22 protein-coding genes are annotated in these 19,933 nt (G+C 50.9%); 14 read left to right on the forward strand and 8 right to left on the reverse strand.

Annotation, left to right across the window (positions count from 1 at the left end; translation table 11 throughout):
- Window positions 1-93: 93 nt before the first annotated feature.
- Both ACOTX4_RS20020 and ACOTX4_RS20025 read left to right on the forward strand, forming a co-directional pair.
- Window positions 94-435 carry a hypothetical protein gene (locus ACOTX4_RS20020; RefSeq protein ID WP_001151572.1) on the forward strand — a complete coding sequence of 114 codons (342 nt, stop codon included), beginning with the start codon at window positions 94-96 and terminating at the stop codon, window positions 433-435.
- 91 nt (window positions 436-526) lie between these two features.
- Complete coding sequence (locus tag ACOTX4_RS20025) at window positions 527-718, forward strand: DUF7706 family protein (RefSeq protein ID WP_000398479.1); 192 nt, start codon at window positions 527-529, stop codon at window positions 716-718.
- A 240-nt stretch (window positions 719-958) separates the two neighbouring features.
- Here ACOTX4_RS20025 and ACOTX4_RS20030 read toward each other — a convergent pair whose 3' ends face one another.
- The 8 genes from ACOTX4_RS20030 to ACOTX4_RS20065 all read right to left on the reverse strand — a co-directional run bounded on the left by ACOTX4_RS20030 (window position 959) and on the right by ACOTX4_RS20065 (window position 7,725).
- Window positions 959-1,414: a hypothetical protein gene (locus ACOTX4_RS20030; protein ID WP_000374058.1), complete on the reverse strand. Its 456-nt coding sequence runs from the start codon at window positions 1,412-1,414 to the stop codon at window positions 959-961.
- A 90-nt stretch (window positions 1,415-1,504) separates the two neighbouring features.
- Complete coding sequence (locus ACOTX4_RS20035) at window positions 1,505-2,746, reverse strand: vWA domain-containing protein (protein WP_001053340.1); 1,242 nt, start codon at window positions 2,744-2,746, stop codon at window positions 1,505-1,507.
- 428 nt (window positions 2,747-3,174) lie between these two features.
- Entirely contained in the window at window positions 3,175-3,750 is a 576-nt protein-coding gene (locus tag ACOTX4_RS20040; protein WP_000301247.1) for a TerD family protein, read from the reverse strand.
- 68 nt (window positions 3,751-3,818) lie between these two features.
- On the reverse strand, window positions 3,819-4,397 hold the full coding sequence (gene terD, locus ACOTX4_RS20045; protein WP_000116680.1) for a tellurium resistance membrane protein TerD: 579 nt from the start codon (window positions 4,395-4,397) through the stop codon (window positions 3,819-3,821).
- A gap of 48 nt (window positions 4,398-4,445) precedes the next feature.
- The gene (gene terC, locus ACOTX4_RS20050; protein ID WP_000255079.1) at window positions 4,446-5,486 is read right to left on the reverse strand and encodes a tellurium resistance membrane protein TerC; all 1,041 of its coding nucleotides are present in this window, start codon (window positions 5,484-5,486) and stop codon (window positions 4,446-4,448) included.
- A gap of 22 nt (window positions 5,487-5,508) precedes the next feature.
- Entirely contained in the window at window positions 5,509-5,964 is a 456-nt protein-coding gene (locus ACOTX4_RS20055) for a tellurite resistance TerB family protein (RefSeq protein WP_000007449.1), read from the reverse strand.
- Window positions 5,965-5,986: 22 nt separating this feature from the next.
- Window positions 5,987-7,144 (reverse strand): TerD family protein, encoded by a 1,158-nt coding sequence (locus tag ACOTX4_RS20060; RefSeq protein WP_001054786.1) that lies wholly within the window; start codon window positions 7,142-7,144, stop codon window positions 5,987-5,989.
- Window positions 7,144-7,725, reverse strand: a complete 582-nt coding sequence (locus tag ACOTX4_RS20065; RefSeq protein WP_000254137.1) for a tellurium resistance-associated protein TerZ — start codon at window positions 7,723-7,725, stop codon at window positions 7,144-7,146. Before ACOTX4_RS20065 ends, ACOTX4_RS20060 begins: the two co-directional genes overlap by 1 nt.
- Window positions 7,726-8,045: 320 nt before the next feature.
- Here ACOTX4_RS20065 and ACOTX4_RS20070 point away from each other — a divergent pair, with 320 nt between their 5' ends.
- The 12 genes from ACOTX4_RS20070 (at window position 8,046) to ACOTX4_RS20125 (ending at window position 19,929) form a co-directional block, all read left to right on the forward strand.
- Complete coding sequence (locus tag ACOTX4_RS20070) at window positions 8,046-9,104, forward strand: ATP-grasp domain-containing protein (RefSeq protein ID WP_012477371.1); 1,059 nt, start codon at window positions 8,046-8,048, stop codon at window positions 9,102-9,104.
- Window positions 9,105-9,113: 9 nt separating this feature from the next.
- Complete coding sequence (locus tag ACOTX4_RS20075) at window positions 9,114-10,256, forward strand: phosphoribosyltransferase domain-containing protein (protein ID WP_001280115.1); 1,143 nt, start codon at window positions 9,114-9,116, stop codon at window positions 10,254-10,256.
- Window positions 10,249-11,022 (forward strand): hypothetical protein, encoded by a 774-nt coding sequence (locus ACOTX4_RS20080; RefSeq protein ID WP_001040058.1) that lies wholly within the window; start codon window positions 10,249-10,251, stop codon window positions 11,020-11,022. Before ACOTX4_RS20075 ends, ACOTX4_RS20080 begins: the two co-directional genes overlap by 8 nt.
- 1 nt (window position 11,023) lies before the next feature.
- Window positions 11,024-12,103 carry a cysteine protease StiP family protein gene (locus ACOTX4_RS20085; protein WP_001585166.1) on the forward strand — a complete coding sequence of 360 codons (1,080 nt, stop codon included), beginning with the start codon at window positions 11,024-11,026 and terminating at the stop codon, window positions 12,101-12,103.
- A complete protein-coding gene (locus ACOTX4_RS20090; RefSeq protein WP_011152965.1) occupies window positions 12,103-13,059 on the forward strand; it encodes an HpcH/HpaI aldolase/citrate lyase family protein in 957 nt (318 codons plus the stop codon). Before ACOTX4_RS20085 ends, ACOTX4_RS20090 begins: the two co-directional genes overlap by 1 nt.
- 10 nt (window positions 13,060-13,069) lie before the next feature.
- Window positions 13,070-14,278, forward strand: coding sequence for a DUF4236 domain-containing protein (locus ACOTX4_RS20095; RefSeq protein WP_011152964.1), 1,209 nt, complete (start codon window positions 13,070-13,072; stop codon window positions 14,276-14,278).
- Between the two features lie 17 nt (window positions 14,279-14,295).
- A complete protein-coding gene (gene terW / locus ACOTX4_RS20100; RefSeq protein WP_001176767.1) occupies window positions 14,296-14,763 on the forward strand; it encodes a tellurium resistance protein TerW in 468 nt (155 codons plus the stop codon).
- A gap of 462 nt (window positions 14,764-15,225) precedes the next feature.
- Entirely contained in the window at window positions 15,226-15,864 is a 639-nt protein-coding gene (locus tag ACOTX4_RS20105; protein WP_001253657.1) for a vWA domain-containing protein, read from the forward strand.
- A gap of 22 nt (window positions 15,865-15,886) precedes the next feature.
- Entirely contained in the window at window positions 15,887-16,528 is a 642-nt protein-coding gene (locus ACOTX4_RS20110; RefSeq protein ID WP_000116681.1) for a TerD family protein, read from the forward strand.
- Window positions 16,528-17,166 carry a vWA domain-containing protein gene (locus ACOTX4_RS20115; protein ID WP_421635421.1) on the forward strand — a complete coding sequence of 213 codons (639 nt, stop codon included), beginning with the start codon at window positions 16,528-16,530 and terminating at the stop codon, window positions 17,164-17,166. The genes ACOTX4_RS20110 and ACOTX4_RS20115 overlap by 1 nt, the downstream gene beginning before the upstream one ends.
- Before the next feature lie 85 nt (window positions 17,167-17,251).
- Window positions 17,252-18,292: a TerY-C metal binding domain-containing protein gene (locus tag ACOTX4_RS20120; protein ID WP_008786860.1), complete on the forward strand. Its 1,041-nt coding sequence runs from the start codon at window positions 17,252-17,254 to the stop codon at window positions 18,290-18,292.
- Window positions 18,292-19,929, forward strand: coding sequence for a PP2C family serine/threonine-protein phosphatase (locus ACOTX4_RS20125; protein ID WP_000081059.1), 1,638 nt, complete (start codon window positions 18,292-18,294; stop codon window positions 19,927-19,929). Before ACOTX4_RS20120 ends, ACOTX4_RS20125 begins: the two co-directional genes overlap by 1 nt.
- Window positions 19,930-19,933: the final 4 nt, after the last annotated feature.

Consider the following 19,933-nt stretch of genomic DNA (forward strand, 5'->3'; position numbering starts at 1 on the left):
CCTATGTCTTGGTTATTCTTCGTTGTACCTTTTTCTTCAGCTTTATCCCTGACATGTCTGTCTGAACAGTTCTAAGCAAACCGGAATGTTGTCATGGCCAAAGTACAAGGGCTCTTTGTTGGATACCGAAAATTCGCTGTTGATCGCGACTGGCTTCGTCAGCAGGAAGAACAACGTTATCGGGATCGCCAGCGACAATTTGATGAATGGTCCAGGAAATGGGTCACTGTAACCAGGCTCAAAGAGACTCGTTTATGGACTGACGGAGCCATCAGGCGATGGTTGGGTGAACCTCAGCAGCAGGGTAAATATAAAGTTTTCCCCGTTGAAGCGGTTTTGGCTGCTGAGAAGTTGAATGAGTTTCGGCTCTGGCTTAAACCCCGACTGGAAAAGAAACGTGCCCAGCACCACCACTTTTTAATTCCATTTCTGTAAAGTAGAAACAACGGCAGTTCCGGCCGCATTCAAGGCTTCGGCATCTGGTCAGAAATAAAGCGCCATTTTTCAGTATAAGGGAGGTTAGATAGTGGAAGGTATTGAGACACTGAGTTTGCAGCTTGATGAGAATGAAACTATGGCCCTTGCTCAATTAGTTAAACGTCTGAGCTGGAGCGATCTTCGTGGCTGTGCTGTGAGTGACGAAGAAGCCTGGGTAATGAAAAGCGCAATTGAAAAATTACAACAGGCGTTAAGGGAAGAAGGTTATGCGCCTCGATGAGGCTGGCTTCGTTCTTTATTCCGATAACAAATTTGCTTAAGGACTAACTATGAGCCAGCACTGGTATGAGGTGAAAAGCAATCAGGGAATTGTTCAGGTGATTGTTGGGAGAAGATATTAATGTAATGCGTTTCTGCATTACATCAAGCAGATTAGCTTTTTCTGGTCAAAATAGACGATGTGATTTTTCTTTAGCCGAAGTCCATCCGCTCCCCACGCAACCGGTAAAGGTTCGCAGGTTTAATAAAGATAGGTTTCGTATCTCCCTAAGGGTGGGATAGGTAAACTCATAATGGCATCTGTGTTTACTATGTAAGTATTCGGGTAAAATTCATCTAATACAGTAAAGTTTAGTTTCTTACAAAAGCTTAATAAATATGGGTTTTTCACGTCTTCTATTACAACATCGCACCAGGGATTCGATTCACAGCAAAGCTTCAGAAAAGACTTAAACCATCCCTTGTTTTGTATTTCTTCCGGAAGCCGTACCACATGTATGGTCAGACAATCTCCATGATAACGATTAGTACTTTGTCTAAGCCCTACAACAATCCCCTTTTCTTGAATCTGTACACCTGCCTGATGCTCTTTCATGTCGGGCGTATAGTGCCTTGCTCTGTTTAACCAGGCCACCAGCTGCTGAGCCGTACTTGGTGATTCTTCAGCTATCCATTTCAGGTACTTGATGCGGTCCATATGCGCCTCCCTGTACGATTTCCAATGAACAAAGGCTCTACAGTATTAAGCTGCTGTAGAGCTCATTCAACCAAGCTCAAACTGTGCGTATTAAAGGATGCCTAACCTTTTTGTTTCATCGATCCACGGTCTGAATTCTTCCAGTAGATTATCATATAACTTTTCATCGCTAATCGAACCGAAATCATCCATGGCAAAGAAGTGGGTGTTATCAACCCGGCGGTCAGTAAAGTCATCCAGATTTTTGAGGATACCGTAGCTTGAACCACCCAGGCCGACAAACTTCCAGAAGATGGGGTAGTTGGCAGAACGCCGGATTGCATCTTTAATCGCCCGGGTCTTGCTGATCCCGCCATCGGTAATAAATACAACATACACCGGGATTTTCGAGTCCTTAAAGTAGTCGACTATTTCTTCCATCACAGGAGGCTCGTTGTTTGTCCCTCCGAGGCCCGGCAGGTTCTCCCAGGCTGAACGCTTTCCAGCCCCGCGAATGGACTGAATATATGTGTCCAGGTTGTCCAGTGTGACGTTTGGATACTTCTTATGCTTCTCTCCAAATCCCCAGACATCCATTTCACCGTCGTCGTCGAACTGGGCGGCAAGAACGGCGATGCGGTCCAGCACAGACTGAACGTTACCCTTACTGAACTGGCCACTCATTGAGCCGGATGCGTCAAGTACAAATGCAACCGCTGCCTCAAGGGTGTCCAGTTTATTTTTAGTAAGACTGACCGAGGCTTTTTTAGCGAGGCTTACAAGGCGCGGAGATCTGGTTTCCAGTTTCTTTTCCAGACTGATACGAGCAGGCTTTGCTGGCTGCGGAGCTGGCTGTGCGACATCAACGCCATAGCTAATGGCCAGAGGCTCAAGACCACCGTTGAAACCCTGCCCGAGCGCACGAAGCTTCCAGGCGCCATTGTGCCGATATACTTCACCCAGGATAATTGCTTTCTCACTGCGGCCCTGAGTCTCAGCCTGGAACTCAGCGATTCCTTGAGCCTGCATGCTCAACGAACTGAGCCCACTGATGGTATCTTCACCATCAATGACAACTGTGATTGCAATTTTACTGATGTTCGCAGGAACACGATCCAGTGCTATCTCAATGCTGGACTGCTGAGAACCGGTAACGAGCTTTACTGCCCCTTCAGGAGAAGACAGATTATTGTAAAAGATAAAGTCAGAATCGCCGCTGACCTTTCCCTGAGCATTAAGCAGGAACAGGCAGGTATCGGGTTCGCCTTTAAAGCCGGATTTGGTAGGGTACTGAAGATTCAGCCTGATCGCAGATTGCTGAAGTGGTATGTTTTGTCCGGATTGTAGATTCACATTAACTCTCCTGATTTTTGATTATTTTAAAGCGCAGCGTTTATATAGGTTCCCCTGGCTTAGTTCAGGACGCTGGATTTCTGGTGAGGCGTATATATGGTGTGACACCATATTTCATCACGTTGAAGTTTCTATACCTGTTGAATTGGAATTTCCATTGGTCGGGTATTTTATCTTCCAGAACCCGTGCCTTCATAAGTCGCAAACGTAACATATATCAGAGGGGCATGCTGTTGATATAAGGCACGGAATACAGGCTTTAACCAGCAACCAGAGAAAAATCCGTTTCCTGCCTTTAAAAGGCTCACGTCAGAATTAACATCTCTCTGCTTTCTGAGATTCCCGAACCCTTTCTGCCCCCCCCCTCCTGATAGCGGATCGCAACCAAAAAAAACCCCGGCATTGCCGGGGTATGATTCAGCGTTATTTTAGATGTTAACGCCGTGCTGGGAGGCAAGAGCCGCCAGGCCACCGGCAAAGCCCTGACCGACAGCTTTAAACTTCCACTCAGCGCCATGACGATACAGTTCACCGAAGACCATAGCGGTTTCGGTTGAGGCATCTTCAGACAGATCGAAACGGGCAATTTCCGTGCCGTTGTCGTTGTTGTAAACGCGCATGAAGCTGTTGCTCACCATGCCGAAGTTTTGTTTACGCGCTTCTGCATCATAGATGGTAACGGCAAACACCAGTTTTTTGATATCTGCTGAGACTTTGGTCAGATCGATTTTGACCTGCTCATCGTCGCCGTCGCCTTCACCGGTACGGTTGTCGCCCTGGTGCTCTACCGCGCCATCAGGGCTGGTTTTGTTATTGAAGAAAATGAAATGCGCATCTGACAACACTTTACCGTCTTCGCCTACTGCGAACACGGAAGCGTCCAGGTCAAAACCCTGACCATCGGTTACACGGGCATCCCAGCCTAGGCCAACCATAGCAACATTCATGGTTGGTGCTTCTTTGGTCAGAGATACATTGCCGCCTTTTACGAGAGAAACTGCCATTTTTAGCTCCTGCAAACAGTTGAATGAGGGCTGCATTAACAGCCCCGGGTAGAAAAGTTACTTTTTGATCAGGACGCGTTAATGCCGTACTGAGCACATACAGATGCCAGACCACCAGCATAACCCTGACCTACTGCGCGGAATTTCCACTCACCATTGTGGCGATACAGCTCGCCGAACAGCATGGCAGTCTCAGTGGACGCATCTTCGGTCAGATCGTAGCGAGCAACTTCAGTCTGGTTATCGTCATTAACCAGACGAATAAACGCACCGGATACCTGACCAAAGCTCTGGCGACGAGCCTGAGCATCGTGGATGGTCACAACGAAGATGATCTTGTCAACTTCAGACGGGACGGCGTCCAGTTTAATTTTCAGCGATTCATCATCACCATCGCCCTCACCGGTGCGGTTATCGCCGGTGTGCGTTACGGAACCGTCGGATGACGTCAGGTTGTTATAGAAGATGAAATCTGAATCGCCGCGCACTTTGCCGTTTGAGGCCAGCAGGAATGCTGAAGCATCCAGGTCAAAGTCCTGACCGTCTGTTGAACGCGCATCCCAGCCAAGGCCCACCAGGACGTTTTTCATTGACGGAGCTGCTTTACTTAGGGAGACGTTCCCGCCTTTGGAAAGAGAAACACTCATAAAATAACCTCTTCGATTAGTAATTGTTCAGGTTAACACTTAAGGGGATTAACTCCCCTTTTCCTCAGATTCAGGTTTGCCCGGGAACATGACGCTTGCGAGAATGCCCAGCGCCAGTACACCCAGTACAACATACAGGCTGGTTGTTGCCGCGATGCTGTAACCATGATGCCAGATGTGATCGGTCGCATTCAGGCCGAGTTTTGCCGCGATGAAGAACAGCAGCACGATAACGGCCTTCTCCAGATGAACCAGGTACTGTTTCAGTGCCTCAAGGACAAAGTACAGAGTACGCAGGCCCAGGATAGCAAACATCATGGCACTATAGACGATAAGCGGTTCACGACTGACGGCAATGATTGCCGGTACCGAGTCAAACGCGAACATTACGTCCGAGAGTTCAACCACAGCCACACACAGGAACAGCGGGGTCGCATACAGCGCCGCTTTTTTACCACGGCCAATGGTGACATCGCTGTTTTCTGGTTTCGCCAGTTCAGCATCCACTTCCTTCTGGTTAAGCAGGAAGGCATGCCCTCTGAGCTTCGGCCAGATAGGGAAGAAGCGTTTAACCATGCGGTAAGCCAGATGCTGGGAGTAATCCTCAATTTCATCATCGTCATCACCGCTTTTAAGCATCATGACCGCTGTCCAGGCAACGATAATAGCGAAGACAACTTCAACATACGGCCCCAGACTCAGCAGGCTCGTACCGATGGCGACAAAGATGCCCCTGAAGACAATGGCACCAATGATCCCCCAGTAGAGAACACGGTGGCGATAACGATCCGGAACGGCGAACCAGGAGAAGATGGCCATCATGACGAACAGGTTATCGACCGACAGCACTTTCTCCAGCGCATAACCCGTGACAAACAGACTGGCAACCTCAGCACCGTGGTGGATATAGAGGAAACCGGCAAATGCCATCGCAACCACAACCCAGAATACGGACCAGAGCGCCGCACTCTTCAGCGAAATAGGCTTGTCATCACGGTGCATAAACAGGTCAATAAAGATGGCACCGACTGAAAGCGCAATAAAAACAATGACCGTTTCAGTCGGGAAGCCGATGTGTGTGGAAACCATATTTTACCCTTAGGGATGTGGATCAGAGGCCAAATTCAGCCGGGTCGAAGCCCAACGCGATAGCGATCTCGCGGGAGGCCAGTTTCTCGTCCTGATCGAAGTTACCGTCACTTTTCGCAACGGCAATACCAACACGTAAGGCCAGCTGAGCGGCCTCAGGCTGATCTTTCAGCGCCAGGATGTATTTCATGGTTTCGCCCTTGCCGATTTCAACATCGAAATCGAAGCTTGAAACCAGTTTATTGAAGAACTCAATCACCTCATTGGTATCGAAGACCTTCAGCTCTTCTGAAGAGCGCAGAAAGCCCATCATTTTCTGCTTTTCTTCCGAACTTACGCCGTCACTCGATACGGCAATACGGGCACATACAGCAACGGTGCCCTGCATGAATTTTTTGTTTTTGAAACGGCCAACCTGGCGGGTCAGTTCGTCACGGCCTGAGTTAATGGCACCTTTAACTTTGTCGAAAAAGCTCATACCTGTTTCCTTTGTTGCTGTGTTATTTAGAACCGGCGCTCCAGCGAAATCCCCAGCCAAATGCCCGGTCCATTTCGTCCTGGCCTTTGAAGTACTGGTTAATTCGCTCGACTTTAATTGCGCCGTTTTCGTTTACGAGTCTGGCAATGGCGCACAATGTGCGACGGTTTTCACCTTCGGTCAGGCGGGTCTCAATGGGCGGTTGATCCGGCACATGAATGGTGACCACACCATCAGTCTTGTCCCAGCTGGGAACACCTTCATAAATAAAGGCGTAAATCAGCACTTCGCGGATATGCTTCCATTCACGTCCATTGATATGCAGCCACTCGCCGTCTGATACATCACCCGTCCGGTCATCGCCCTTGAGCTGAACATACGGTTCATCGCGATAATCACCGAATGCATTACCGAGCGCCTGAATGACCGATTTATACCCGTCCTGAAGCTCAACAAAGGCCCCCAGATCCAGGTCGATTCCTTTGGAGCCGAACATGCCTGCAAAGCCTGATTTGCCGCTGCCCCGGTGCCAGTTCAGGTTGATCCGGATTTCACCGAAGTTATCCCGTTTGGTCAGGCTGATTGCAGGCTTCTCTTTTGTCAGCGATACCTTGCTCAGGCTGATTTTTGTCTCAACTGGCGGAGGGGTTACAACCGGAGGAGTCGGGGCTGCGGGAGCCGGTTCGTCGGCAATATTTACGCCGAAATGCTCTGCCAGCGGTTTAAGTCCACCGTTGAACCCCTGCGCAACGAAGCGGAATTTCCAGTCATTATTACGACGGTAAAATTCACCCAGAATTAAGGCTGCTTCCTGACGGCCGCTCAGTTCGACACTGCCGCTAACCAGGCCGGTAGCCCCTTGCTCCACGTCGATGGAAAGATTACGAAGACCGGACACCGTCTGCCCACCGTCACAGGTCACGGTGAACGCAATTTTCTGGACATCAGGTTTCAGCCGGTTGAGCGCGACAGTAAAGGTTGAGTACTGGCCTTCACTGACCAGGCTGACGGTACCATCATCGTTACGTGGCTGACCATAAAACACCATGTCCGCATCACCCTGCACCTTCCCGTCGGCATACAGGCGAAACGCCGAAGCATCCACCTGGCCGCCCGAGGTGATCCGGACCCGCAACTCCTGGGCTGGAACGGGGGCATTGCCCCCCGGCGTCAGGTTCATTAGCGAATAACCGCTGAAACGATATCGGAGTGCATATCGTCAATTGTGCGGCCGCGACAGGCATGGCCAAGGGCGGTAAAGTCCCAGTTGCCGTTATTACGGCGCAGCGAAGAAATAACGATCCCGGTATGTGAGCCCTGCTCAGTCAGCTTGTAGCGAGCCAGCTCTTTGCCGGTTTGATCGACAACGCGGCAGAACGCGTTTTCGACGTCATTGAACGACTGACCACGGAAGCTGTTTACCGTAAACGCCAGGTATTCAACGTTTGCAGGCAGTCGGGAGAGGTTGACATTAATCACCTCATCGTCACCGTCACCTTCACCGGTCAGGTTATCGCCACTGTGCACAACAGCGCCGCAGGTGGATTCCAGTTTGCGGAACCAGATGGTGTCAATTGTTTTACCGGTGCTGTCCATTAATACGCAGCCAGCATCGAGATCGATTGAGTCGTTGCCTCCAAACAATCCTCCAAGAAGACCTTTTTTCTTAACCGGATCCCAACCGAGACCGAAATGAAGCTGGCTTAATGCAGATGATTCTTTGCTGAGTGATACCGTCTGGTTCTTAACTAATGAAACCATGTTTTATTCCTTAAAATGGTAATGACCGAGACAATCAAAGGTATATTTAGTAACTGACGAAGAAAATCATATCATGATGAAGTTCTCTGACAAGGGAAATTTTGGTAGTTTTCTGAAAAAACACAAAAAGAAATCCTTTTCAGGGTGTTAATTTTCTAAGTTTAATTTAAATATCAATGTGTTATCAGGAATCCAAAAAACCTGACGCACTCCATAACCACAGGAGTTATTAATCATATTATGATTGACATGTAGCTTAGACACTCATAGACTCACTTCTCAATCATAAATTTGCATGGCGTTCCGGATAATTAAAAAAAATGAACAAGAAAATTTGGTTTATGGAAGGTTTATCCTCCCAGCGAGATATTATTCAGGGGGTAAAATCATTTGCAAAAAAAAATAATTTTGCCATTACCGTTTTTGCCTCCCACCGTAACGAAAGAAATGAAATCCTTTCCGTTGCCGACTATTCTTTGACTGAACCTGAAGATCCTCAAAAACGTCTTCAGTTTATCCAGGAAACCATTCAGTCCTACGGCATCCACCATATTCATACTGGCCGTAACAGCCAGTGGTTTGAAGAACACCGTTCAGCCATTGAATCGACCGGTGCCACCCTTACTACCGGTGCAACGGGCGTCGACTGGTTAACTCTGGCTGACGAAAAAGTTACTTTTGCTCAGTTTATGGAGCAAAAGGGTCTCCCGGTCGTACCATCCTGGCGGGTGAATACGCTGACAGAATTAAAAACACACCTCGCGGCCCCGCCGTTCACTGACAGCCCGGTATGCGTGAAGCCGGTGACGGGTATCTATGGCATGGGATTCTGGCGCTTTGATGACAGTGCTTCGCCTATGGCCGTCTTTAATCATCCCGAACATCGTCTGGTCAGTCCGCAACAGTATATTGCAGCAGCATCAGCTGCTGAGTCGTTTAAACCCCTTGTTTTGATGCCGTACCTGCCAGGCCCGGAATTTTCCGTCGATATCCTCGCGGATAAGGGCGAAATACTCGCAGCCGTGGGACGCCGTAAGGAAGGGGTTATCCAGTATCTGGTAAACGAAGGAAGCGCCTGGGAACTGGCGTGTGACTGCGCCAGGGTTATGAAGGCCGACGGGCTGGTGAATGTTCAGACGCGAAACGATGTGAATGGCAACCCGGTGCTGCTTGAAACCAACATGCGTCCGTCAGGGGGGGTGGGTTATACCCTTCACAGCGGGGTGAACCTTCCTGGGTTATTTGCTGCCTTTAAGCTCGGTCTGATGTCTGAAGATATGGTGCGCCAGAGCGCTAAAAACACCTTTTCTCCGGTTGCGGTGAGATCCATTACGGATGTAATTGCATACCCGGAATCACTCTCTAACCTTCTGAATTAAGGCGTATTTATGTCTGATATCCTCGAAGATATGATTTATCGCCGTACCCTCTCATGCGGTACGATTCAGGTAACCCGCGACCAGGGTGAAGTTTCGCTCGATGACCTGTTTGACATCGCTGAAAGACGTAACCCGAAACGCGCCTTTCTGTTTGTCAGCAAAGTACTCGGCAGGCACATTCCCGTGCCACCCTCAGTCATGCGGCAGGCCTACAGACAGCTTGCCAGCCAGTTCCCCTCGACACTGACAGGACCCGTACTGTTTATCGGTATGGCTGAAACCGCCGTTGGGCTTGGGGCCGGTGTATTTGATGAAGTGCGCCACCAGCATCCTGAATCTGTCTATCTGACCTCTACCCGTCACCCGGTTGATGGCACGTTGCTTTGCGAGTTCAAGGAAGAACACAGCCACGCCACCGATCATCTGATCTATCTGCCAGATGATGAAGAGAAAAGACGTCGTGTTACCAACGCACGAACGCTGGTTTTGATTGATGACGAGGCAACCACCGGTAATACCTTTATTAACCTGCTTTCAGCCCTGCGTAATACCGGCAAGCTTCAACATATTGAACAGGTTATAGCCGTTACGCTTACCGACTGGAGTGGCAAAGCCTTGTCCGAGCGCAGCACCTTACCAGTCACTTCGGTTTCTCTTGTAAGCGGTAAGTGGGGATGGACCCCATTACCTGATGCACCTGTCCCGGACATGCCGAAAGTCAACGTAACTTCACGAGGAGAATGGGACATCCAGGGAAAACAGTCCTGGGGCCGACTGGGGATGCTCGCACCTGCGGCCGATCTCGGCCATGAGGTCTCCGTCCACAAGGGGGAACGTATTCTGGTTCTCGGGACCGGGGAATTCGTCTGGGAGCCGTTCCTGCTTGCTGAACGGCTCGAAGCTGCCGGAGCACAGGCATTTTATGGATCGACCACCCGCTCCCCTATCGCCGTTGGTTATGCCATTGAGTCCGCCATTTCCTTTACGGATAACTACGGGCTGGGCATCCCCAATTTTGTCTATAACGTCGCCCACCAGCAGTTTGACCGCATTCTTGTGTGTACTGAGACACCCGCAGAAAGTATTGACACGCAGCTTCTTAAAGCGCTGGCTGAGGTTGCGGCCGTCGTGGAGATTGTTACCTATGAATAAACCCGTTGTTCTGAGCGACCTTGACGACACGCTCTTTCAGACCCGTCGTAAAATGGTGGACGAGCTGGCCCTGGAGCCATTCCGTACCGGTGCCGTTGATCGCACCCTGAATCCACGAAGCTTTATGACGGAAGAACAGTCCATGTTGGTGGACTGGCTCCTGGAGCAGGCTGAACTCATACCCGTTACCGCACGGGGAACTGAAGAAATCAGCCGCGTACGGATCCCTTTCCACTCCTGGGCAATCACCACTCACGGGGCCGTCATTCTCACGCCAGAAGGCAAACCCGACGAGGAGTGGAAGGCCCATATGCTCGGCCAGCTGGCTCCCTATCAGGAAAAGCTGACATCGATGCAGCGTCTGATCACTGAAATGATGGACGCAAAAGGGATCAATGCCTGGGCAAGGCTGAACTTCGAATACGGTGAAACGGCGGTTTATATGGTGATGAAGCACCGCGACAGCACCCGCCTTGACGAGCTCAATGCCATTGCAGATGAGATAGAAACGGTGTTTCCGACCGAGGGCTTCTACATCCACCGCAACAGTAATAACGTGGCCTGGCTTCCCACCGCGGTTGAGAAAGGGCTGGCAGTCAGATGGCTGCTTGAAAAACTTCGGGCTGAACGCGGAGTCTTCCCCGTAATTGGTCTGGGCGACAGCCTGAGCGATCATCGTTTTATGAAACTGTGCAGCTGGTTTGGCATCCCGCGTCAGAGTCAGTTTGCAGATGCCATTTCACAGCGAATTTTTGGAGAAAATTAAAATGCAGCCACATGACACATTTACCGGCTCATACCAGCCCGGTGACGTGGAATTTCTGCTAAAGCCGGTAGTCATTGAGATGACGCCGGTTGAGCAAAAAGAAGAGCTGATTCAGTCAGGGAAGAAACATTATTCGGACATGCTCAGTCAGGAGCCAGCGCCAACACAATGGCATCTTGATTTGTTTCACCGGGCGCTGGATCGGGGCGCAGAGAGACTTGCAAAAGAAGTCACACAGCTCGCTATTGCTCTGGCCGAACGCTTCGGTGATGAGCCCATTGTACTGGCCAGTCTCGTCAGAGCTGGCGTGCCGCTCGGCGTTATGCTGCACCAGGCCCTGCGTGACATGGGGAAAACCTCATGGCATTACGGTATCAGCATTATCCGGGATCGTGGAATTGACGGTGCAGCCCTCGACGTCATTGAAGAGCGCCATGGTACCAGCGGTATTGTCTTTGTTGACGGATGGACAGGTAAAGGCGCAATTACCGGAGAGCTTGTACGCGCACTGAAAGATCGCCCGGGCTATCCTGAGCAGCCGCGACTGGTTGTCCTGGCCGATCCCTGTGGCTGCTCCTGGCTTGCAGCCAGTGATGATGACTGGCTCATTCCTTTTGGCATCATGGGTGCGCCGGTATCAGGCCTGATCTCCCGGTCAGTATGGTCCTCTGAAGGATTACATGGGTGCATGGTTTGCGAGCATCTCAGTGAATTCGAATGCAGCCGGATGCTTGTCGATACCGTCGCCCATTTCCGTAAGAAGTTAACCCCGTCATCCCTCGCTACCCTGAGCTGGAATATGGAGTCAGCCCGGGTCTTATGGCAGACAAGTCGCGACGTTATCGCGTTCCTGGCCGATGAATTTAAAGTGGACAGCGTCAATCGTATTAAACCCGGTATTGCTGAAGCAACCCGGGCTGTATTACGTCGGGTACCGGACCATGTATTTGTGCGTTCTATTGACGACCCGGACGTTGCCTTGCTTGTAGGGCTTGCTCGTGAAAAGGGAATAGTTGTTACAGAAATGGGGGGAACCCTCGGCCAGTATCGGGCTGTAACCATTATCAAGAAGGTACTCTGATGAAAAATCGTCTTTCTCCCTGGAATCTGGGAGCCACGCTATACATGCCTGCAACACGGGAAGATATTGCTGATGCCGTCCTGCACGGGAAAATCCCGGGTTTGCGCTCTCTGGTGATTTGCCTGGAGGATGCTGTCAGTGAAGCAGACATCCCCATCGCCCTCAAAAATCTGGAGCACCTGCTGCACGAGCTCAGTAACAGCATGCGTAGCCTGGGTAAAAATGACTGGCCTCTGGTGTTCATTCGCCCTCGGCATGCCGAAATGGGCAGATGGTTAAAAGCGCATTATGATCTTTCCGCTGTCGATGGGTTTGTGTTGCCGAAATTTACCCTCAGTTCGTTAGCTGAATGGTGGGATATCATGGGCGGGACTCACCTGTGCATGATGCCAACGCTGGAAACAGAAGACGTCTTTGACGTGGTTCAGATGCGCGAGCTGGCCACTCGCCTGGTGGAACATCCCTGCCACGACCGCATTATTGCGCTTCGAATCGGCGGCAACGATCTTATGAACGTTGTGTCGCTTCGCCGCCCCCGGGACCTGACGCTGTATGACAGCCCGATGGGCTACGTCATCAAAATGCTCGTTTCAGTCTTCGGCCCGCGTGATTTTGCCCTGACCGCGCCCGTATGTGAGCATATTGACGATCATGCCGTTATGGCCAGAGAGCTGGCTCTTGATATGGCACATGGGCTTGTTGGGAAAACGGCCATTCACCCGGGTCAGATAGAGGTCATTCAAAACGCGCTGATGGTCACTCAGGGTGAGTATTCTGACGCTCTGCGGATCCTGAACTCTACCCAGGCCGTGTTTAAGTCGCAGGGAGCAATGTGTGAACCCGCCACACATCGCCGCTGGGCGGCTGGCATTCTGGACAGAGCTCGTTTTTATGGGTTACAGAACGAGCAAAGCGCTGATGGAATCAGATTACTTACCGTGACCCAGCATCATTAAGGAAATCATAATGGGGTTCAGGTTCAGAAAGTCGATCAACATTATTCCTGGCGTTCGCCTCAACCTGAGTAACGGTGCACCGAGCCTGAGTGTCGGGCCGAGAGGTGCTTCCGTTTCTTTTGGTAGCCGGGGGACCTATGCCAATCTGGGCTTGCCCGGTACCGGGCTGAGTTACCGTACCCGGCTTGACCGGGCCGCGCGTTCCGGAGGTGGAAACCGGACGGCAACCGACCCGGGGCTCAGACAGGCGCTTGAGCAGGAAGCCGCTGAACTCATGTCAGCGGTAACCGCAATCCGTAATATTCACGAGCTGACGCCGGATCCAAAAACAGGCATCAGCTGGGCAGAGCTGGAAGCAGTATACCTGCATAACAGAACGTCGCCTTTTCAGGTTCCGGCACCGGTGCGTCCAGAAAAGCCAGACTACCTTGCATTGCCGGAAAAGCCTGCCGAGAGCGAAGGCATTAGTTTTCTGGGTAAATGGTTTGAATCGGAATCAGCTAAAGCTGAGCGCCACGCCGAAAATCTTCGCCGGTGGCAGCAGGAGCTGATTGATGTGGAGCGTGAGAATACCCTTCGACAGCACCGGTACCAGCAACAACGGACGGCCTGGGCCGAACAGTATGCAAACTGGAAGTTTGAAGCAGAAGAACATGAAAAACGGCTCGCCACGGCTCAGGCAGATGCCCGGCAGCAGTTCCGGACAGACGCCGCGTTTTTCGAATCATACCTGGCGGGTGTGCTGGCAGAAACTGAATGGCCGCGTGAAACGATTGTTGCATTTGAAGTAAAGCCGGAGCTATCAGCAGTCCTGCTGGACGTTGATTTAGCTGAGATTGAAGATTTCCCTGATAAGATTTACGGCGTTAATGCCCGGGGCACGGAGCTGACGGAAAAAGCCATGACGCAAAAAGCCGTACGCGAAAACTATGCCCGCCACGTCCATGGCTGCTTGTTCCGCCTGGTCGGTATCGTTTTACATACGCTACCTTTCGACAACGTGATTGTGTCAGGCTTTACGCAACGGGTCAGTAAGCGGACCGGCTATCTGGAGGATGAGTATATCCTGTCCTGCAAATGCACTCGCAGCCAGATGTCGTCAGTAAATTTTGCAGGCATAGAACACATTGATCCGGTTGAAGCGTTAGGCGATCACCCGGTTATTCGAAAGATGAGCAGTACCTTCATTTTTCAGCCTATTGAACCACTAACCCTTTAAGCAGGCTAAATCTTACGATGCAATTAAATACCAGACAGGCCCGGATTTTTAAGCTTGCCAACTTACTGGGCACCGGCAAGCCCGTTTCCGCTGCCGACATTATAACCAGTCTGGAATGCTCAGAGCCGACATTAACCCGGGCCCTCAAAGAGCTACGCGAGTCATATTCTGCGGAGATCAAATACAGCAAGGCAGGTCATTCCTACCATCTCGTTAATCCGGGCCAGCTGGATAAAAAGACCCTTCGCCGGATGAATGAAGCGCTCGCACAGAATGCTGAACTGAAAACCGGTGAGTCTACAGGGAAGGTCGTACTCGATAAGGATAAAAAAACAGCCGTGTCCTTATCGCTACGCATGCGGATCTTAAGAAAAATTGACCGTCTGGCTGCGCTGAGTGGCTCGACCCGAAGTGAAGCGGTAGAGAAGCTGGCTCTGCACTCCGTTGACGAACTGATAAAAGAATACAGCGCTAAAAAGTCCTGACGCTAAATCTCAGACCGGGGTGAAAACCCCGGTTTTGTCATATTTTACCTCTGTATTGGCGTGACGTAGTTTTGATCTATTCTCCTCCCGCAATGCCAGCAGCGCCTTACTGACTACAAAACCTGGTGTCTTGACATCCTCTTGTGCTACACATCAATCTTTGGGCGTTTTACACTCCATTCATGCAGATCTGTGATGTATGATGAATTTCATACATAAGACAGTTTATTTGTCCGAGTTTTTTCAGAAATCTTATATTCCAGTCCGGTCTGAATTATTTTTCTGTTGATAAGAGGCCATTCACATGTCGGTAATTCTATGGTGGTTAACTTATTTCTTTAATGCCGCTTCTGAGTATTTAATCTCCACCCGACAGATGTCGTGCCGTTTTATCAAATCAACAAACCCTGGCCTCTTCCTGAAACTACTCTCCTCTTCCGATCTCTTAAGAAGGAATTACATTTGAGACGCTTACCCGTATATCTGCTACTCGACACGTCCGGCTCTATGCACGGAGAGCCTATCGAAGCGGTTAAAAATGGCGTTCAGACGCTGCTTACCACGCTGAAACAGGATCCGTATGCACTCGAAACGGCTCACGTGTCAGTGATCACCTTTGATTCTTCAGCCCGACAGGCAGTCCCCCTGACAGACCTCCTGAGTTTCCAGATGCCAGCACTAACAGCCAGCGGCACCACGTCTCTTGGCGAAGCGCTTTCCCTCACGGCCAGCTCCATTGCCAAAGAAGTACAGAAAACGACGGCTGACACTAAAGGTGACTGGCGTCCCCTTGTATTCCTGATGACGGATGGAAGTCCGAATGATGACTGGCGTAAAGGCCTGAATGACTTTAAAGCGGCCAGAACCGGCGTTGTTGTGGCATGTGCAGCCGGGCATGATGCCGATACCAGCGTCCTCAAAGAAATCACTGAAATCGTGGTTCAGCTCGATACAGCTGACAGTTCGACGATTAAAGCTTTCTTTAAATGGGTCAGTGCGAGCATTTCGGTAGGCAGTCAGAAAGTGGAGTCCAGCAAAAAAGAAGTGATCGGTCTTGAAGACCTGCCACCGCCGCCGCCAGAAGTAAATGTGGTCTTATAATTTTATTGATTAAGGGGATATCATGTCTGTCAGTCTGAGCAAAGGCCAGGGCGTAAGCCTGAAAAAAAATGAATACGATCTCTCGTCCGTTACTATCGGCCTCGGTTGGGATATTAATGAGGAAAAGAAAGGTTTTCTCGGCGGGATCTTTGGTAAAAAAGAAGAAGAATACGACCTTGATGTGATCGCTTTCCTGTGTAATTCAGCCGGAAAGGTGACCGATCTCGGCAATGTGGAAAATGGTAAACCAACGCTTGTGAATGGCGATATCATCTTTTTCAACAGCCTTCGCCATAAGTCAGGCAATATCTGGCTGACGGGCGATAACCGAACCGGAGCCGGTGACGGTGACGATGAGCAAATTATTGTGCGCCTGAATTCCCTTGACGCTCAGTACGAGAAAATTGTGTTCATCGTTCAGATCTACAATGGTGAAAAGCTCCAGCAGCACTTTGGTAAAGTTCAGAATGCCTTCATCCGGGCAGTAGATGCCCGTAATATTGAAATGGCACGATTCGATCTTTCTGGCGGACCCGCCTTCGCCAGCCAGCGCTCCATGGTCTTTGCCGAGCTGATACGCGAGGCTACAGGCTGGAAACTCAGGGCAATTGGTGAGCCTTCAGAATCAGATTCGTTTGTCTCGCACCTGAGGAATTACATGTGATGCGCCGCCTGCCTGTTTACCTTGTTATCGACACATCCGGCTCGATGCGCGGTGAGTCAATCCATTCCGTTAACGTTGGAATTCAGGCGATGCTTAGCGCTCTTCGCCAGGATCCCTACGCCCTCGAAAGCGTTCATATCTCCATTATCACCTATGACAATGAGGCGCGTGAGTTCATGCCTCTCACCCCGCTGGAAGACTTCCAGTTTTCTGACATCGTTGTGCCAAGCGCAGGCGGGACGTTCACCGGTGCTGCCCTTGAATGTCTGATGCAGTGTGTTGAACGGGATGTACGTCGCTCAGATGGTGATACCAAAGGAGACTGGCGTCCTCTGGTATTCCTGATGACTGATGGAACCCCTTCTGATGCCCTGGCGTACGGTGAAGCGGTAAAAGCGATTCGCGGCCGGGGATTCGGATCCATCATTGCCTGCGCCGTTGGTCCTAAAGCAGGCCATGAGCACTTAAAACAGCTCACCGATAAGGTTGTGTCTCTGGAGACGCTAGATTCAACCGCGTTTGCAGGTTTCTTTAAATGGGTATCGGCCAGCGTGTCTTCCGGCAGCACAAGCGCGGGGATCAATAACGGAACTGATACCCTTCCCCCTCCTCCACCAGAAATCCAGCTGGTGCTCTGACAGACAGAAAGGTGCTGCTTTCCGGGCAGCACCTTTCTGTACAGCAACGTTTTCTGCTGGCCGTACCAGCCGTACGAGGAAAATTATGAGACGCCTTCCCGTGTTTTTTGTCCTGGACTGTTCAGAGTCCATGATTGGTGAAAACCTGAAAAAAATGACTGATGGTCTGCAAATGATCGTCGGAGATTTAAGAAAGGATCCACACGCACTTGAAACAGCCTGGGTTTCGGTAATCGCATTTGCCGGTGTAGCCCGTACGATTGTACCTCTTCACGAAATTGCCTCGTTCTACCCTCCCCGCCTTCCCGTTGGCGGCGGTACGAGCCTTGGGGCCGCATTGCGTGAGCTGACCGTACAAATTGATACCCAGGTCAGAAAAACCACTCATGAGGCAAAAGGCGACTGGAAACCCGTCGTGTACCTCCTTACCGACGGACGTCCGACTGACGACACAACCGCAGAAGTGAAGCGCTGGAAGGATCACTACGCGAGAAAAGTGAATCTCATTGCCGTTGGCCTGGGGCCGTCAGCGGACCTGAATATCCTGCGGCAACTGACAGAGAATGTCATGCTGTTCACCGAGTCTCAGGAAGGGGACTTTACCCGCTTCATCAAATGGATCACGGCCTCGGTTACGGCGCACAGCCGCAGCGTCGGGGACGACAAACAACCTGAGCTCAGCCAGACTGAATACATAGTCCGGCTGGCCAAGGACGAGCCAGTAAAAGCGTACGACGAAAACTGCGTTACGCTTACCGGCCGTTGCAGCAAGACCCGTCGTCCGTACCTGATGAAGTATGAACGGCCACCAGCAAGGGTTTCCGGGCTCGATTTCAGTCTGAACCTGAACAGCTTTAATATTGCCGGATGCTATCCCATCGATGAGGACTATTTTGCGTGGTCAGATGCCACCGCTACCGGTTTGCAGGTAAATACCAGCGAACTGCATGGCGTACCGGGTTGCCCCCACTGCGGTAATGCCAGTGCGTTTGCCCTGTGCTCATGCGGAAAGTTGCTGTGTATTGACGGCCCGGATGACGTGATCTGCCCGTGGTGTGAAACAGGCCTGTCATTCAGCAATGATGGCGGAAACACTAACTTCGACGTAAACAGAGGGAGAGGTTGATGTCGCAAAATGCTTTACTTGAAGAGAAGATTATCCGCTTAGTTCTGTCTGAGCTGGGCCACCCTGTTGAAGGTGAGCGGCTTTTACTTCTATCGCAGGACCCATCCCTTACCGAAGAAATTATGCGGCTTAAAGAGCGGATTGAGAGCCTTGCACAGGGTTTATCTGCGCGGGTTAGCGAAGGTGATAACGACGCAGAGATTGCCGCCTCGTCAGCATCCAGTCTTTCCGATCAGCAACAAACGGTCGTAAGTGTTGCTGATAACCCGGGCATTGACGCTACCGATACATCAGCACTGCAACCCCTGCCAGAAAATGAGCCTCATCCTCCGTTCTGGAAGCTGATGCCTTATTACGAATTTGATAAACCAGCACAGAGGGAAGACGAAAACCTGTCTTCCCTGGTATTAAAACCCGGGCAGATACCGACAGGCCAGCAGCGGGCCAGCTTAGCTGTGCCACCTGCCGTTCCCCCGAGAGCTAAAATAACGATCCCCAACGCCCGCGCAGGCGAACGTTTCTCTTCGCCGGTTGCTATCGTTCTGGGTGAGGGCCAGCAGGCTACTGTCAGGGACGTTGTCTTTCCCCGGAACATTGGCCTGTCTTTTGACAAAGAACAGGAGTTGCTGACAGGTACTCCCACCGAAAGCGGCGATATAGAGCTTTCAGTAATCTGGTCATGCACGTCGCACGACGAATGTGAAACAAAACAGCTATTTATAATCAATCCCGATCCGAGAAGCCTGTGGAAGGTGGTAGAGCCACCAGCAGACGCTCCCTACCCTAAGTCCCATCTGGACGCTGCTGGCCTGGTCAGGGGTGATATACGTATTGCTGCCGCCAGTCGCCGGGGACGCTCTCATGAGCATGCCGGAAGCTTCAGAGATGACGACTTCTACATCAACCACTGCCAGGAAACAGGATGGTCTGTCATGCTGGTCGCAGACGGAGCCGGTAGTGCGGTAAATTCCCGGGAAGGCTCCCGGATTGCAGTCAAAACGGCTGGCGATTACCTTTTAAATCAGCTCAGTGGTGTGAAAGGCGTCCATTTAAAGCAGCACATCACGGCGTGGGAAGGGAGCGATCAGCAGGCAACAATAAACGCCATGCTTCATCATTTTAAACAGGCAGCTACGCTCGCGGTCAACAGTATCCAGAACGAAGCCATTTGTGCAGAACAACCTGTGAAATCCTATTCAACAACCCTTCTGGCAACTGTAGCGCTACGAACTGATAACGAGCTGTTTGCGGCTGCATTCTGGCTTGGTGATGGTGCGATAGGTGCATACAGCCCTTCCGGTAAAGTCAGGATACTGGGAAATCCCGATAGCGGAGAATACGCAGGACAAACCCGTTTCCTTGACCAGAGCATTATCGCAGACCCCTCGTTTAGCGGCCGCATCAGCGTGGGTAAATGGAATGATGTATCTCACTTGATCCTCATGACAGACGGCGTCTCAGACCCTCTGTTTGAGACGGATAATGGGCTTCGCAGTGACGAAAAATGGACCCGTCTCGTTGATGAGCTCAACCCTGTCCTTACAGACGCCAGTATTGCGCCTGAGAGGTTAGGCGACTGGCTTAACTTTTTCTCCACAGGGAACCATGATGACCGCACTATTGCGGTGTTGTGGTAAGGGA

It is taken from the genome of Enterobacter cloacae complex sp. IR5459 (genome assembly GCF_049238005.1).
Classification (GTDB): Bacteria; Pseudomonadota; Gammaproteobacteria; order Enterobacterales; family Enterobacteriaceae; genus Enterobacter; species Enterobacter hormaechei_C.